The 15,843-nt window shown below is 71.1% G+C and carries 11 protein-coding genes; 3 read left to right on the top strand and 8 right to left on the bottom strand.

Annotated elements, in window-relative coordinates; genetic code table 11:
* Genes ACPXB1_RS13270 through ACPXB1_RS13245 form a run of 6 tightly spaced genes read right to left on the bottom strand, consistent with a single transcriptional unit; the run spans window position 1 to window position 6,354 of the window.
* Complete coding sequence (locus ACPXB1_RS13270; RefSeq protein ID WP_355591870.1) at window positions 1–759, bottom strand: ABC transporter ATP-binding protein; 759 nt, start codon at window positions 757–759, stop codon at window positions 1–3.
* Window positions 756–1,751, bottom strand: a complete 996-nt coding sequence (locus ACPXB1_RS13265) for an ABC transporter ATP-binding protein (RefSeq protein WP_425735335.1) — start codon at window positions 1,749–1,751, stop codon at window positions 756–758. The genes ACPXB1_RS13270 and ACPXB1_RS13265 overlap by 4 nt, the downstream gene beginning before the upstream one ends.
* Window positions 1,748–3,283: an ABC transporter substrate-binding protein gene (locus ACPXB1_RS13260; protein ID WP_355591876.1), complete on the bottom strand. Its 1,536-nt coding sequence runs from the start codon at window positions 3,281–3,283 to the stop codon at window positions 1,748–1,750. Before ACPXB1_RS13260 ends, ACPXB1_RS13265 begins: the two co-directional genes overlap by 4 nt.
* Window positions 3,284–3,338: 55 nt before the next feature.
* On the bottom strand, window positions 3,339–4,226 hold the full coding sequence (locus ACPXB1_RS13255) for an ABC transporter permease (protein WP_355591879.1): 888 nt from the start codon (window positions 4,224–4,226) through the stop codon (window positions 3,339–3,341).
* A complete protein-coding gene (locus ACPXB1_RS13250) occupies window positions 4,223–5,416 on the bottom strand; it encodes a CaiB/BaiF CoA transferase family protein (RefSeq protein ID WP_355591882.1) in 1,194 nt (397 codons plus the stop codon). The genes ACPXB1_RS13255 and ACPXB1_RS13250 overlap by 4 nt, the downstream gene beginning before the upstream one ends.
* Window positions 5,413–6,354: an ABC transporter permease gene (locus tag ACPXB1_RS13245; protein ID WP_355591885.1), complete on the bottom strand. Its 942-nt coding sequence runs from the start codon at window positions 6,352–6,354 to the stop codon at window positions 5,413–5,415. Before ACPXB1_RS13245 ends, ACPXB1_RS13250 begins: the two co-directional genes overlap by 4 nt.
* 206 nt (window positions 6,355–6,560) lie before the next feature.
* Here ACPXB1_RS13245 and ACPXB1_RS13240 point away from each other — a divergent pair, with 206 nt between their 5' ends.
* On the top strand, window positions 6,561–7,208 hold the full coding sequence (locus tag ACPXB1_RS13240) for a TetR/AcrR family transcriptional regulator (protein ID WP_355591888.1): 648 nt from the start codon (window positions 6,561–6,563) through the stop codon (window positions 7,206–7,208).
* A gap of 2 nt (window positions 7,209–7,210) precedes the next feature.
* On the opposite strand, the gene ACPXB1_RS13235 is transcribed toward ACPXB1_RS13240, so the two are convergent.
* Window positions 7,211–9,976 (bottom strand): AMP-binding protein, encoded by a 2,766-nt coding sequence (locus ACPXB1_RS13235; RefSeq protein ID WP_425735334.1) that lies wholly within the window; start codon window positions 9,974–9,976, stop codon window positions 7,211–7,213.
* A 4-nt stretch (window positions 9,977–9,980) separates the two neighbouring features.
* Window positions 9,981–11,144, bottom strand: coding sequence for an acetyl-CoA C-acyltransferase (locus ACPXB1_RS13230; RefSeq protein WP_425735333.1), 1,164 nt, complete (start codon window positions 11,142–11,144; stop codon window positions 9,981–9,983).
* Window positions 11,145–11,323: 179 nt separating this feature from the next.
* On the opposite strand from ACPXB1_RS13230, the gene ACPXB1_RS13225 reads away from it, so the two are divergent.
* On the top strand, window positions 11,324–12,535 hold the full coding sequence (locus ACPXB1_RS13225) for an acyl-CoA dehydrogenase family protein (RefSeq protein ID WP_355591897.1): 1,212 nt from the start codon (window positions 11,324–11,326) through the stop codon (window positions 12,533–12,535).
* A gap of 16 nt (window positions 12,536–12,551) precedes the next feature.
* A complete protein-coding gene (locus tag ACPXB1_RS13220; protein ID WP_425735332.1) occupies window positions 12,552–15,830 on the top strand; it encodes a carboxyl transferase domain-containing protein in 3,279 nt (1,092 codons plus the stop codon).
* Window positions 15,831–15,843: the final 13 nt, after the last annotated feature.

Below are 15,843 nucleotides of genomic sequence, written 5' to 3'. Positions count from 1 at the left end.
TCAGGCTCCTTCGGCGGAATGCATCAGGCGACGTTCCAGGCTGGGGGTCGCCGCGATCAGGGCGCGGGTGTAGTCCGACTCGGGCCGGGTGAGCACCTGCTCGGTCGGCCCGTGTTCCATCACTTTTCCGTTGCTCAGCACCAGCACCCGGTCGGCCAGATGGCTCACGACGGCGATGTCGTGCGAGATGAAGATCATCGCGATGCCGAAGTCCACTCGGACCCGGTTGAGCAGGTTGAGGACTGTGGCGCGTACCGAGACGTCGAGCGAGGACACCGCCTCGTCGCAGACCAGCACCGCAGGCTTGGCGGCAAGCGCCCGGGCGATCGAGACGCGCTGGCGCTGACCGCCGGACAACTGCGTCGGGCGGCGGTCGGCGTCGGCGTCGCTGAGCCCGACGTACCGCACGTACTCCATCGACGGCTCGCGGAACCGGCGGGCCAACCGCCGGTTGACAGCGGTGACCTCGGCCATCGACCGCCAGACCGGCAGCCGGGGGTTCAACGCCCCGGCCGACTCCTGGACGATCATCTGGACCGACCGTGGCCCGCCGGCGAGGTGCTCGACGCTGCCCTGGCTCGGCGGCAGAAAGCCGGCGACGATCCGACCCAGCGTGGACTTGCCCGAGCCGGACTCGCCGACGACGCCGAGCACCTCGCCGCGCGCCAACTCCAGGCTGACGTCGGAAAGCACGCGGTGGGCGCGGTCGCCCGAGCCGTAGTCCTTCGACACCTTCGAGACCCGCAGGACGTCGCTCACCGCAGCACCTCCGTCCGGCCGGCGGGGGCCGCCTCACCCAGCGGGTGCCGGCAGCGCACCAGGCTCTCCTCGACACTGCGCAGGTCGGGGTGCTCCCGACAGTCGTCGGCTGCACGGAGGCAGCGGGCCGCGTAGTTGCACCCACCGCCGGTCCAGCCACCGGCCTGGTCGGCGGCGATCTCCGGGAAGGTCCGCAGCCGGTCGCCCCCGAGCCGGGGTACGCAGTCCAGCAGCGCCTGCGAGTAGGGGTGCTGCGGCCGGCTCAGCATCGCGTCCACCGCACCGACCTCCTTGACCTCACCGCGGTAGAGCACCATCACCCGGTCGCTCACGTCGCCGAGGACGCCCAGGTCGTGGCTGATGAAGACGGCGCTCAGGCCGCGCGAGGCGACCAGCTCCCGCAGCAGGACGAGGATGTCCTTCTGCAACGAGACGTCAAGCGCCGTGGTGGGCTCGTCGGCGAGGACAACGTCGGCCTCGCAGCTGAGCGCCATCGCGATCATCACTCGCTGGCACATCCCGCCGGAGAGCTGGTGCGGGTAGCTGCCCATGACCCGATCCGGGTCGAGCCGGACGTCGCGCAACGCCGCCACCGCGCGCGCACCGGCCTCGGCCCGGCTGCCGGGCAGGTGCGCCCGGATCACCCGGACGATCTGGTCACCCACCCGGCGCATCGGATGCAGCGCCGAGACGCTCTCCTGGAAGATCATCGCGATCCTCCGACCACGAATCGCGCGGAGCCGGCGGCCCCGGAGCCCGACCAGTTCCTGGTCGCCGAGGCGGATGCTTCCGGTCACCTCGGCGTCCGGCGGCAGCAGCCCCAGCGCGGCGAGGGCGATAGAGGATTTGCCGCTGCCGGACTCCCCCGCCACGCCGAGGACCTCACCGCGTCCGACAGTGAACGAGACGTTCCGCACCGCGGGCTCGGGGCTCCCCGCGAACCTGATGCCCAGGTCACGGATCTCCAGGGCCGCCTGCTCCGCGCTTGTCACTTGCGGGCCACCGTCGACATGTCCGGTCGGCCGCTGGCGTTCGGCTCGTAGCCGTCGACCTGGTCGGACAGACCGACGATCATCGGTACGGTGAACAGCGGCGCGAACGGCGCGACCTCGGCCACCTTCTTGGCGAGGTCGGTGGCCGCCGCCTTGCGCGGCGCGAAGTCGAACGTGGTCAACAGCTTGTCCTGAAGTTGCGCGGTGCCGAAGTCGGTCTTGCCGGCGTTGTAGAAGGAGTCCGGGTTGAGCAACCGGCCGTAGGTGATCGCCGGGTCGGCGTGGCCGGTCCAGCCGGACAGGAAACAGGGCGCCTGGCTCTTGGCCCAGAACGCCTCGGTGGCCGCGGCGGCGGTCTCGGACTGGATGGTGACGTCGATGCCGATCTTCTTCAGCGAGTCGATGATGATCGGGCCGCTGGTCTCGTAGTTGAGGCCCGGGAAGGTCAGGCACTTCATTGCCACCCGCTTGCCACCGGTGGCCTGGGCGACGAGCGCCTTGGCCTTCGCCTCGTCGTAGGCGTAGGTGGGTGTGATCGACGCGTCGTGGTACGGGTGCGTCGGCGGCAGCGCCGTCCAGGTCACCTCGGCGGCGTCACCGCTTGCCGCCTTCCGGATGACCTCGCGGTCGAGCGCGTAGTTGATGGCCTGCCGGATCTCCACCTTGTCGGTGGGCGCCAGCTTCGCGTTAAAGTTGATCATTGTCTCGGAGTACGCGGGACCGACCACCACCTGCTTGCCCGGCACCGTCTTGAGCTTCTCGACGCTCAGCGGCGGCACCGAGATCGCCACATCGACCACGTTGCTCTGGAACGCCGTCACCATTGCCTGCGGGTCCTTGAACACCTGCCAGTTGAGCGTGGGCGCCTTGCCCTTGTCACCCCAGTACGCGTCGTTGCGCTTGTAGTTGACGGCCGCCCCGGTCTGCAGGCTCTCCAGCGTGTACTTCCCGGCGCCGACCGGACGGGCGGCGAAGTCCTTGCCCTCCTTCTCGACAGCGGTCGGCGAGACGATCATCCCGGCCCGGTCGCTCAACGCCGTCGGGATCGAGGAGTCCGGCTTGCTCATCGTGAGCACCACTGTGTTGGCGCCTTCTGCGGTGATCGCGGAGACACTGGCGATGTCCTGGCCGTTCGCGGACGCCTTGAACCGATCCATGCTGGCCTTCACGGCGGCGGCGTCCATCGTCGTGCCGTCGGAGAACTTGACGCCCTCGCGCAGTTCCAGGGTGATCGAGGAGCCGTCGTCGGCGACCTTCCACGACGTGGCCAGGCCGGGGCCGAGCTCACCGGTCTTGGGATCGCCGACCAGAAGGCGGTCGTAGACCAGGTTGAGGTGCGGGTAGTCGTACCCCGAGGAACTCACTGTCGGGTCCAGTGAGGTCGGGAAGTTGACCGTGCCGATCTTCAAGGGTGCGGCGGCCGTCGAGTCGGTTCCGGACTCGCCGGATCCGCATGCGGTCCCGGTCGCGAGGACGAGGATGCTGACGGCGAGGGCAGTGGTGGGTAGGCGGCGGGGGCCGAATATGGACATTGCTGCTCCTCATCGAGGGAATTGGTGAGAAGAAAGGAGCGGATGACGGGACGGCTCATCCGATCCGTAGGCGGTCGCGCAGGCCGTCACCGACCTGACTGATCGCGAACGCGGTAGCGGTGATCAGCAGGCCGGGAGCGACGGTGAGCAACGGGTTGACGTAGAAGTCGGCGTACGCGCGGGCCAGGTCCGGCCCCCAACTGGGTGCCGGCGGCTGCACGCCCAGGCCGAGGAATCCGAGCGCGGCCTCGATGATCAGCGCGGTGCTGGCCAGGCCGCAGAGCTGGACGACGACGGGCCCCATCGCGTTGGGCAGCACGTGCCGCAGCGCGATCCGCCAGCCGCGTACGCCGAGCGACCGGGCCACAAGCACGAACTCCGCCTGCCGCAGCGCCAGCACCTGGGCACGCAGCAGCCGGGCGACGATCGGGGCGAAGACGACACCGACGGAGAGCATCGCGGTGAGCAGGCTCGGGCCGAGCGCGCCGGTGATCGCGATGGCCAGCACGATGCCCGGGAAGGAGATCACGGCGTCGGCGAGGCGCATCAACACCTCGTCGACAGGCCCGCCGACGTAGCCGGCGACCAGACCCCACAGGCTGCCGAACACTCCGGCCACACCGACGGTGATGGCGATTCCGCGGAAGCTGGAGGCCGAGCCGTGCATCAGTCGGGACAGCACGTCGCGGCCGTTCGCGTCGGTGCCGAGCCAGTGCGCGCCGGACGGCCCGGCGTACGGGTCGGCCGGATCGATGGCCAGCGGGTCGTACGGCGCCAGCCAGGGCGCGAGCAGCCCGGCCAGCAGCACCAGCAGGACGACCGCGGAACCGATCCAGAAGGCGACCGCGCGCGGGCCGCTTGCCGACCGTGGCCGCCGGGCGGCCAGCCCGGCGCGGACGCGCAGCGGCGTGGCAGCGGTGCGCGGGTCCATCGACGTGGTCATCGGTCTGCCTCCTGCGATCGCGCTACCGGGGCGGCCGGGCCGCGCTCGGCCGGGTCCTGCTGCTGGTGCGGGGCGAGCCCGAGTTCGGTGAGGATTTCCGTCGTGTGCTCACCGGTCCGCGGCACCGTGAGCGCGCCGGGGCGTTCGGTGAGGCCGACCCGCACCGGCCGGCCGGGCACCCGCACCGGCCGGCCGTCGGGGCCCTCAACTGTCAGCACCATGCCCGTGCCGGCCATCGCCGTGACCGCCTCCCCGACCGGGCGCATCGGTCCCGCCGCCACGCCCGCGGCGCGCATCGCGTCGAGCACCTCGGCGATGGTGCGACCGGAGGTCCAGTCGCCCACCACCTGTTCCAGACGCTCCCGCGCCTCTCCGGTGGACTCGTCGTAGCTGACGTCGGTGCCGCCCAGAACCGCCCAGAACCGCTGCCAGGCGGCGTCACCCAACGGGGCCAGGAAGACCTGCCCGTCCCGCGCCGCAAAGACGTTCGCGAACGCGGTCTGGACCTGGTTGCCCCAGCGTCCACGGGGGACGCCGGCGGCCGCCAGGCCGACCTCGTGGGCGAGCATTGCGGTGTACGAGTCGAGCATGCTCACGTCGACGAACGTTCCGGCGCCCGTGGCCTCACGCTCGCGCAGCGCCATGAGCACCGCGATTGTCGCGTGGTACGCGGCCACGTGGTCGGCCACGAAGGCACCGACGAACGTCGGCTCCCCGCCGGGTTGCCCGGTGAGGTCGGCGATCCCGCTCATCGCCTGGATGACGCCGTCGTACGCGGCACGGGGCGCGTCGGACGCCCCGGAGCCGAAGCCTGTGACGTGCACCATCACCAGTCGTGGATTGCGGGCCCGGAGCACGTCGTAGGACCAGCCCAGTCGCTGCGGCACGTCGGCGCCGTAGTTGGTGAGCACGACGTCTGCGGTGTCGCACAGCCGGAGCAGCAGCTCCAGGTCGGGCGGGGTCTTGAGGTCCAGGCAGATGCTGCGCTTGCCCCGGTTGTGCGAGGCGAAGTAGACGCTCACGCCGTCCACGACCGGCAGGGCGTCGCGGGACATCTCCCCCACCGGCGGCTCGACCTTGACGACGTCCGCGCCGTGGTCGGCGAGCATCTGCGCGCAGTGCGGGCCGGCGATGGCGTGGCCGAGCTCGATCACCCGGACGCCGGCCAGCGCGCCGGCCGCCGCGCTCACGCCGCCACCCGCCGGTCGAGCCGGGCGAGCACGAGGTCGGCGACGAAGTTGAGGATGAGCACCAGCAGCGCCATCAGCAGCACAGTGCCCTGCAACGTCGCGTAGTCCCGGTTGTCGACCGACTGCACGATGAGGCCGCCCAGGCCGGGAATCGCGAACACGTTCTCGACCACCACCGAGGCACCCACAAGTGTGGCCACCAGCAGCGGCAGGAGGGTCACCACGGCGGGCGCCGCCGAGCGCAACGCGTCGCCCAGGTACACCTGCCGGGGCGCGAGGCCCATCGCCCAGGCCGTACGGATGTGCGCGCTGTCCAGGGCCTGGCTCACCGCGCTGCGGACGTGCCGGCAGACCAGCGCGCCGGTGGCGAAGGAGAGCACCAGGACGGGAAGGATGATCGAGCGGATCGTCTGCACCCAGTCGTCGGCGAGCGGCGTGTAGCCGACGGCCGGCAGCAGGGCCAGGTCGAGACCGATGAAGCCGGCGGCGATCGTCGCCAGCCAGAAGTCCGGGACGGCGAGGCCGATGCCGGAGACGGCGAGCACCGAACGGCCGTCCAGGTGGCGACGCCGGGCCGCGGCCCACAGACCGGCGCCGCCGCCGATCAGCAGGGCCAGGACGAGCGCCGAGACCACCAACAGCACCGTCGGTTCGAGCCGGCGGGAGAGCAGCTCGTCCACCGGCTCCCGGCTGAAGTACGACGTGCCGAGGTCACCGCGTACCAGGTTGCCGATCCAGGAGGTGTACTGCTCGATGAGCGGGCGGTCCAGCCCGAGCTGCCTGTTGATCTCGTCGATCGACTCCTGGGTCGATCCCGCGCCGGCGATCGCCTCGGCGGGACCGCCCGGCACGATCTGTTGCAGCCCGAACACCATCAAGGTGATGAGAAGCAGCGTGGGCACGAAGGTGGCCAGTCTGCGAATCAGGAAGGCACGCATCCCGTCACCTTTCTCGCGTTAATCCTGGGAGACCCGCGACGCGCGTCAAGCAGGGGAGTTAGGGTTGACTCTGACGTCGGGGTCAGATTCGTTGCACAGGACGTTAGGACGAGGCACTACCCGGTGTCCAGGATTTTCTATGATTCGGTTCACACGGCCGGTCGACAGCGGCCGACCGGGCGACACGAGATCGAATGGGGCGACGAGTGACAGACAGGACCACCACGCCGGCACGTCCGGACGGCGCGGCGACGCAGTCGAAGCGTTATCTCGAGCGTCGCGCCAAGCTGGTGGAGGGCGCCCACCGGGTCTTCGAGCGGGACGGGTTCATCGATGCCCGGATCACCGACATCGCGAAGGAGGTCGGCCTCGCGCACGGCTCGTTCTACACGTACTTCTCCTCCAAAGAGGAGATCTTCCGGGTCGTCGCCGAGCAGATCCAGGCCGAGATGTTCGACGGCCAGCGCGGCGGGTCGGCCGACCTCACCCCGTACCAGCGGATCGAGGCCGCCAACCGCCGCTACCTGGAGTCCTACCGCCGGCACAGCCGGATCATGGCGATCATCGAGCAGGTGTCGACGTTCAACGACGACATCCACGCGATCCGTGAGTCCCGGGCACAGCAGACCATGAGCCGGACCGAACGCTCGATCCGCAGGCTCCAGGCCGACGGCTTCGCCGACCCGGACCTCGACCCGCACCTGAGCGCCGTGGCCCTCACCTCGATGCTCAGCCGCTTCGCGTACCTGTGGATGGGCGCCGACGCCGGCCCCGACTACGAATTCGACCTCGACGCCGCCGTCGACGGCCTGACCCGCCTGTGGGCCAACGCGATCGGGCTCAAGAAGGACTGACCTCAGCCGGGGCCCGCCGGTCGCACCTCCTTCGGCATCCCGAGCAGGCGCTCGGCCACCACGTTGCGCAGCACCTGGGTGGTGCCGGCGTAGATGGTTCCGGGTCGGGCGTTGTAGAAGATGTCGACCCAGGAGGCCGAGCTGATCGGCGCGCCGGCCGCGTCCGGGCCGCCATAGCCCAGCTCCAGCACACGCCCTGTCGGCGTGGTGGCCTCCGGCCCGAGGATCTCCAGGGCCAGCTCGGTCACCGCCTGGTGGTGCGCGCTCCACTGCAACTTGAACAGGGCGGCGTCCCCCGCCGCGTCGGCACCGGTGAGGCCGCCGTCGGCCAGCCGCCGGCCGAGCGCGTCCATCACCTCGATCCGGACGTACGCGGCGGCCAGGCCGTCACGTACCCAGGCCCGATCCAGCATGCCGTTCTCCCGGGCGGTACGGACCAGCCGCTCCCACTCCGCGCGGTACCGGATGGCCTGGGTCGTGGCGGACTGCCCGCGCTCGTGGCCGAGCAACGCCATTGCTACCGCCCAGCCTCCACCGACGGCGCCCACCACATCGGCGGCCACCGCGTCGGTGAAGAACACCTCGTTGAAGTGGGAGGCGCCGGAGAGCTGCCGGATCGGGCGCACCTCGACACCCGGCTGATCCAGCGGCACGAGCAGAAAGGTCAGGCCACGGTGTCGCTCAGCGCGGGCGCCGGTACGGGCCAGCACGAAGATCCAGGACGCCAGGTGCGCGTTCGAGGTCCAGATCTTCTGCCCGGTGAGCCGCCAGCGCCCGTCGGCGCCGAGCACCGCACGGGTCTGCACCGCCGCCAGGTCGGATCCAGCGCCCGGCTCGGAGAAGCCCTGGCACCACACGTCGGTGCCGTCGAGGATCCGGGGCAGGTAGTGGGCCCGCTGTTCGGTCGTACCGAGGGCGAGCAGCGTGTTGCCCAGCATGTCGATGCCGAACGGGTCGTTGCCGCTGCCGCTTGGCACTCCGGCCCTCGCGAACTCCTCCTGGAGCACCACCTGCTGGTCCGGGGCGAGACCGAGCCCGCCGTGCTCGACCGGCCAGCCGGGGGCGAGCAGGCGGTGCCGGGCCAGCACCGCGCGCCAGCGCGCTATCCACTTGTGCAGTTCGTCGTCCCCGAGCGCCCCGAGCCCGCTCCAGCCGGGCGGAAGTTCCCTTTCCAGCAGCGCGCGTACGGAGGCCCGGAACTCCTGCGGCCCGGCGGCCGTGTCCAGGGCACGGGCCGGCAGGTACCGCTCCCGCAGGCGGTTCTTGGCGAGCTTGCCGGTGGGCAGTCGCGGCAGGGCCTCCACCACGAACACCGACCGCGGAATCTTGTGCCGGGCCAGCCGACCGGTCAGGTACGCGAGCAGCCCGGCCACGAGTTCGTCCCGGTCGACAGCCGGGTCGACGGGCTGGATGACCGCCACCACCTGCTCGCCGAGTTCCTCGTCCGGAACGCCGAACACGGCCACGTCGACCACCGGCTCGTAGCCGATCACCGCGTTCTCGATCTCCTGGGGCGAGATGTTCACGCCCCCCGAGATGATCAGATAGTCCCGCCGGTCGGTGAGGTAGAGGTAGCCCTCGTCGTCGAGGTGGCCGATGTCGCCGAGCGTGGACCAGTCCTGGCGTACCGGGTGGCGGGCCGCCGAGCTGTCGGCTCCACCGACGTACTCGAAGTCGGACCGACCGCCCTCGGCCTCGAAGTACACAAGGCCATCCTGCCCGGACGGCAGCTCGTCCCCCTCGGGGCCGCAGACGTGCACCCGGCAGCCGGCGATGGCGCGGCCCACCGACCCCGGGTGCGCCAGCCACTCCTGCGAATCGATGAACGTGGTGCCGTTGTCCTCGCTGCCGGCGTAGTACTCCAGCAGGATCGGCCCCAGCCAGTCGATCATCTGGCGTTTGACGTCGACGGCGCACGGTCCGGCACCGTGGATCACGACGGACAGCGAGTCGAGCACAGCGGCCCGGCGCCGCTCGGCGGGCAGCCGCAGCAGCCTGACGAACATCGTGGGCACCATCAGCGCGTGGGTGATGCCGTACCGCTCGATCGCCGTGAGCGCCGCATCCGCGTCGAACCTGCGCATCAGCACTACGGTGCCGCCGGCCGCCGTGACGGTGCTGGAGAACGACAGCGGCGCGGCGTGGTACAGCGGGGCCGGAGTCAGGAACACCGAGTCGTCGGTGAACTTCCACAGCTCCCTGAGCCAGCGCAGGAAATGCGGGTGTCCCTCCTGCACGGTGCGGCCGGACAGCTCGCGGCGTACCCCCTTGGGCCGCCCGGTGCTGCCGGAGCTGTAGACCATCGCGACGCCCAGCGGCTCGTGCTCCAGCGGCTCGGCCGACGACGCCGCGAGCGTCTCGGCGTAGTCGTCGAAGCCCGCCAGCGGGCCACCGACCGCAAGCCTCAACACCATCGCGGGTACGGCGGCGAGGGCGCCCGCAGCGGGTGCCGCCGCGTCCACCACAAGGGCTCTGGCCCCGCAACTGTCGACGATCCAGGCCGCCTCGTCGGCGGTCAGCGAAGTGCCGATCGGGGTGAGGACCAGCCCGGACCGCATCGCCGCCCAGTACACCTCCAGGAAGCTGAGGTGGTTGGCCATCATCAGGGCGACATGGTCTCCGGGGCGCAGGCCGGCGTTCCACATCGCCCGCGCCAGTCGGCGGGAGGCATCGTCCAACTGACCGTAGGTGAGGGTTTCGCCGGTCTCGGCGATCACCACCGCCGGCCGGTCCGGCCACCGGAGCGCATGCGCCGTGGGGTACGTCATCGGGTCACGCCATCCGCTCGACAGCCATGGCCATCCCCTGCCCGCCGCCGACGCACATCGTCTCGACGCCGACAGTACCGCCGGTGGCCTCCAACCCGTTGAGCAGCGTGGTCATGATCCGGGCACCGGTCATGCCGAAGGGGTGGCCCAGGGCGATCCCGCCGCCGTGCGGGTTGAGCTGGTCCTCCACCGAGATCTTCAGGGCGTCCACGACCGCAAGCACCTGCGCCGCGAACGCCTCGTTGAGCTCCAGCACGTCGACGTCTCTGATGGCGAGCCCGGTGCGGTCGAACAGCCGGCGTACCGCCTCGATCGGCCCGACCCCCATGATCTCCGGGGCCAAACCGGTGGTGGCGCAGCCCAGGATCCGCGCCAGGGGTTGGATCCCCAGGTCGCGGGCGCGCTCGGCGGACATCACGACGACCGCCGCAGCGCCGTCGTTGAGCGGGCAGGAGTTGCCGGGTGTGACCCGCCCGTCGACCTTGAACGGGGTGGGAAGCCCGGCCAGCACGTCGAGGTCGACGTTCGCGCGCGGGCAGTCGTCCTGTTCCACGAGCGTGCCGTCGTCCAGCCGGTACGGGCTGATCTCCCGGGCGAAGAACCCACGGTCCCGGGCGGCGACCGCGCGGTCCTGGGAGAGCTTGGCGTACTCGTCCATCCGGGCGCGGGAGATGTCGAACTGGTCGGCCACGTTCTCGGCCGTGCGCCCCATCGTGATGTAGGCGTCCGGCAGGGGGTCGGTGCCGAACCGCGGGTTCGTGGCGGCGTCGTCGATGTGTGCGCTTGAGGTCCGGGAGACGCTTTCGACGCCGCCCGCCACGTACACGTCGCCCTCGCCGGCCACGATGGCGTTCGCCGCGATCCGGATCGCGTCGAGCGAGGAGGCGCATCCCCGGCTGACGGTGGTCCCGGTGACGGTGTCGGGCAGCCCGGCCAGCAGCGCGGCCAGCCGTCCGACGTTCAGTCCCTGCTCCCCCGCCGGGTTGGCGGTACCGACGATCACGTCGCCGATCTGGTCAGGGGTGACAGCTGGGACCTTTCCCAGGGCCTGTGCGATGGCGAAACCGGCCAGATCGTCCGGCCGTGCCTGACGGAGCGACCCCTTGTGCGCACGACCGATCGGCGTCCGTGCGGTGGCCACGATTACTGCTTCGCGGGCTGGCGCCACGTCGTCTCCATTCGTCGCGAAAAGGTCCACCAACGGACCTGTCCGATTTCTTGACGCCGACGTCGACGTCGGCTCTAATTTGAGCACCGGTACCGGGCCGACGCAACCATCCGGATCGTCGGAGGCCCGGACTCACCTCCGCTTCCGACCCGGTCCGATCGACGACGCTTGGAGCTCTCGTGGACTTCGCCTACTCGCCCACCTCCGCCGCCCTGCGAGAAACGCTGCTGACGTTCATGGACGAGTGCGTCTATCCGGCCGAGCCGGTCTACCGGCAACAACTCGCCGACAGCGGTGACCCGCACTTCTTTCCTCCGGTGATGGAGGAACTCAAGCGCGAGGCACGGGCCCGTGGCCTCTGGAACCTGTTCCTGCCGCACAAGACCCAGTGGACCGAGGGCCTGTCCAACCTCGACTACGCGCCGCTTGCCGAGATCCTGGGCCGCTCGCACATCGCCTCGCAGGCGCTGAACTGCTCCGCACCGGACACCGGGAACATGGAGCTGCTCACCATGTTCGGCACCGAGGAGCAGCAGAAGCAGTGGCTCCAGCCGCTGCTGGAGGGCGAGATCCGTTCCTGCTTCGCGATGACCGAACCGGCTGTGGCCAGCTCCGACGCCCGCAACATCCAGTGCTCGATCGTCCGCGACGGCGACGAGTACGTCATCAACGGCCACAAGTGGTGGATCTCCGGGGCCGGCGACGCCCGGTGCAAGATCGCCATCGTGATGGGCAAGACCGACCCCGACGGCCCCACCTACCGGCAGCAGAGCATGGTCCTCGTGCCGCTGGACACCCCGGGCGTCACACTCGTGCGCAGCCTCACCGTCATGGGCTACCAGGACCAGGAGGGGCACTGCGAGATCACGTTCGAGAACGTCCGGGTTCCGGTGACGAACCTGCTGGGCGAGGAGGGCGGCGGCTTCGCGATCGCCCAGGCGCGGCTCGGACCGGGCCGGATCCACCACTGCATGCGGTCGCTCGGGGCGGCCGAGCGCGCCCTTGAGCTGCTCTGCCAGCGGGTGACGTCCCGCGTGGCGTTCGGCGGCCCGCTGTCCGAGCAGGGCCAGATCCAGCGCTGGATCGCCGACGCGCGGATCGAGATCGACCAGGCGCGGCTCTACACGCTCTACACCGCCTGGCTGATGGACACCCAGGGCAACAAGGCGGCCCGGACCCAGATCTCCGGGATCAAGGTCATCGCTCCCAACGTCGCGCTCCGCGTGCTCGACCACGCCATCCAGGCGTTCGGCGCCGCCGGCCTCGGACCGGACACCCCACTGCCCAGCATGTACGCCCACCAGCGCACGCTGCGCTTCGCCGACGGCCCGGACGAGGTGCACCGGCGCTCGATCGCCCGTGCGGAGCTGCACGCGCAGACATCCGCCTGACCGGGACGATGGCGGCGTGGGCGACAACGCAGAGGAGCTGACCGTGGGGATCTACCCGGATCGCGTGCTGGTGGCCAACCGGGGCGAGGTGGCCGTCCGTGTGCTGCGGACGCTCGCCGACCTCGCCGTGCCGTCGGTCGCGGTGTACGCCGCCGACGACGACCGCTGCCTGCACGTACGCCGGGCGGACCGGGCGGTGCCGCTGCCCGGCACCGGGGTCGGCGCGTACCTCGATCAGACCGCGCTGATCGAGGCCGCCCACGCGGCCGGAGCCACTGCCGTGCACCCCGGCTGGGGGTTCCTGAGCGAGAACGCCGAGTTCGCGCGCCGCTGCGCCGAGGCCGGGCTGGTGTTCGTCGGTCCGGCGCCGCAGGTGCTGCGGGTGCTTGGCGACAAGACCGCAGCACGCGCGGCGGCGGAGTCGGCGGGTATCCCCGTGGTGCCGGCGACCGGGCCGGCGACGCTCGACGAAGCGGCGAAGTTGCTGGCCGGCGCACCGGAGGGCATCATGCTCAAGGCCGTGGCCGGCGGCGGCGGACGCGGGATGCGGCCGGTCACCGACCCGGCCGACCTGGCCGCCGCGTTCGAGCGCTGCCGGTCCGAGGCGCTCGGCGCGTTCGGCGACGGCACCCTCTACGCCGAGCAGCTGCTCACCGGCCGCCGGCACATCGAGGTGCAGATCGTCGGCGACGGCACCGGCGCGGCCGTCGCCCTCGGTGACCGGGACTGCAGCCTCCAGCGGCGCCGGCAGAAGGTGGTGGAACTCGCCCCGGCACCCGGTCTGGCCTCTGGACTGCGCGACGCGGTGCACGACGCGGCGGTACGCCTGGCCGCCGGACTCGGCTACCGCGGGGTCGGCACCGTCGAGTTCCTCGTCGGCAGAGACGACTTCGTCTTCCTGGAGGCCAACCCGCGCCTGCAGGTCGAGCACACAGTCACCGAGCAGGTGTTCGACGTCGACCTCGTGGAGATCCAGCTGCGCCTGGCAGCCGGGGCGAGCCTCGCCGACATCGGCCTGGACGGTCCCGCGCCGAAGCCTGCCGGAACGGCGATCCAGCTGCGGGTGACCACCGAGACGGTCCGCCCGGACGGTGGCAGCCTGCCCGCCACCGGTGTGCTCACCGCCTTCGACCCGCCCGCCGGCCGGGGAGTACGCACCGACACCCACGGCTACGCCGGCTACCGGGTCGGCACCGGGTACGACTCGCTGCTGGCCAAGGTGGTCGTGCACGAGCCCGGCGGTGACCCGTCGGTGTTGCGGCGCAAGGCGTCCCGGGCGCTCGCGGAGTTCCGCGTCGAGGGTGTGGACACGAATCTGGGCGTACTGGGACGGCTTCTTGAGCACGCCGAGGTGACCGACGGGACCGCGACCACCGCCTTCCTCGACGAGCACGCCGCCGGGCTGGCCACCGCGCCGGCGCGGGAGCCGCTGTGGTTCCCCGGCGCCGACGTCGATCCGGCCGCCGCATCCGAGCCGGAGGAGGGAACGGACGGCATCGCGGTCCGGGCACCCATGGAGGCCACTGTCATAGCGGTCCCGGCTGCCGAGGGTGACCAGGTGACCGCGACGTCAGTCCTGGTCGTGCTCGAGGCGATGAAGATGGAACACCAGGTCGTGGCCGGCGCGAGCGGCGTGGTGGACCGGCTGCCGGTGACCGTCGGCCAGACCGTGCACCCCGGCACGCTGCTCGCCTCGCTGCTGGCCGGTGAGGTCCAGGCGACGACTGTCGACACGGTCGCCGAGGCCGACCCGGACCTGATCCGCCCCGACCTGCGGCGCGTCCTGGACCGGCAGCACAAGACCCGGGACGAGGCGCGGCCGGATGCGGTGTCGAAGCGGCACGGCCGGGGGCACCGCACCGCCCGGGAGAACCTCGACGACCTCTGCGACGCGGGCACCTTCTCCGAGTACGGCTCGCTGGTACTTGCCGGCCAGCGGGCGCGGCGCAGCCTCGACGACCTGATCGACAGGACCCCCGCCGACGGCCTGGTGGCCGGTGTCGGCCAGATCAACCGCACCGGCTGCGTGGCGATGGCCTACGACTACACGGTGCTGGCCGGCACCCAGGGCTACAACGGGCATCGCAAGAAGGACAGGCTCTTCGAGCTTGCCGAACGCAACAGGTGGCCGGTCGTCATGTTCGCCGAGGGCGGCGGCGGTCGCCCCGGCGACACCGAGAACCCGGGCGTGGCGAACCTGGACACTCGCGCGTTCGCCCTGCTCGCCCGGCTCAGTGGGCTCGTGCCGACGGTGTCGGTGGTGACCGGCAAGTGCTTCGCCGGCAACGCCGCCCTCGTCGCGTGCAGCGATTTCATCGTGGCCACCCCGGACGCCAACATCGGGATGGCCGGACCGGCGATGATCGAGGGCGGCGGCCTCGGCGTGTACCGCCCGGAGGAGATCGGGCCGACAGCGGTACACGCCGTCAACGGCGTCGTCGACCTGGTGGTCTCCGATGACGCGGCGGCAGTGCGCGCCACCCGTCGGTACCTCTCCTACTTCCAGGGTCGGATCGACACCTGGGAGGAGCCGGACCAGCGCGCGCTGCGCCACGCGGTGCCGGAGAACCGGCGGCGCACGTACGACGTCCGTACCGTGATCGACACCCTGGCCGACCGGGACTCGGTGCTGGAACTCCGGCGCGAGCACGGCGTCGGCATGATCACCGCGCTGATCCGGATGGCGGGCCGCCCGGTCGGGCTCATCGCCAACAACCCGCGCCACCTCGGCGGTGCCATCGACGCCGAGGGCGGCAGCAAGGCCGCCCGGTTCATGGAGCTGTGCGACGCGTTCGACCTGCCGATCGTCTCGCTGTGCGACACACCGGGCTTCATGGTCGGCCCGGCGGCTGAGGAGAGCGCGCAGGTGCGGCACTTCGGCCGGATGTTCCTGGCCGGCGCCAGCCTGACCGTGCCGATGGTGACAGTGGTGCTGCGCAAGGGGTACGGGCTGGGCGCGCAGGCCATGGCCCGCGGCGGCTTCTACGAGCCGGAGCTGACAGTGTCCTGGCCCACAGGCGAGTTCGGCGGAATGGGCCTGGAGGGCGCGGTACGGCTCGGCTACCGCAAGGAGTTGGACGCGGTCACCGACCCGGACGAGCGCGAGGCGCTCTACCAGCGGCTGGTGGCGCAGATGTACGAGCGCGGCAGCGCGCTGAACATCGCCAGCGTGTTCGAGGTGGACGACGTGATCGACCCGGCGCAGACCCGGAACCGGATCGTCGGCGTGCTGGACGCGGCTCCGCCGCCAGCACCTCGGGCCGGGAAGAAGCGACCCCTGGTCCCCGCATGGTGACCGGGCCGGCACG

Origin of the sequence: Micromonospora sp. DT68 (assembly GCF_049847245.1) — a bacterium.
Lineage (GTDB): Bacteria > Actinomycetota > Actinomycetes > Mycobacteriales > Micromonosporaceae > Micromonospora > Micromonospora profundi.
The sequence above is the reverse complement of the archived record's forward strand: the minus strand, read 5'-3'. Positions and strand labels throughout refer to the sequence as shown.

Excerpts from the sequence above, each read along its gene's own strand:
- ACPXB1_RS13255 (WP_355591879.1), bottom strand. The coding sequence starts at position 4,226 with ATGACCACGTCGATGGACCCGCGCACCGCTGCCACGCCGCTGCGCGTC.
- ACPXB1_RS13260 (WP_355591876.1), bottom strand. The coding sequence starts at position 3,283 with ATGTCCATATTCGGCCCCCGCCGCCTACCCACCACTGCCCTCGCCGTC.
- ACPXB1_RS13245 (WP_355591885.1), bottom strand. The coding sequence starts at position 6,354 with ATGCGTGCCTTCCTGATTCGCAGACTGGCCACCTTCGTGCCCACGCTG.
- ACPXB1_RS13235 (WP_425735334.1), bottom strand. The coding sequence starts at position 9,976 with ATGACGTACCCCACGGCGCATGCGCTCCGGTGGCCGGACCGGCCGGCG.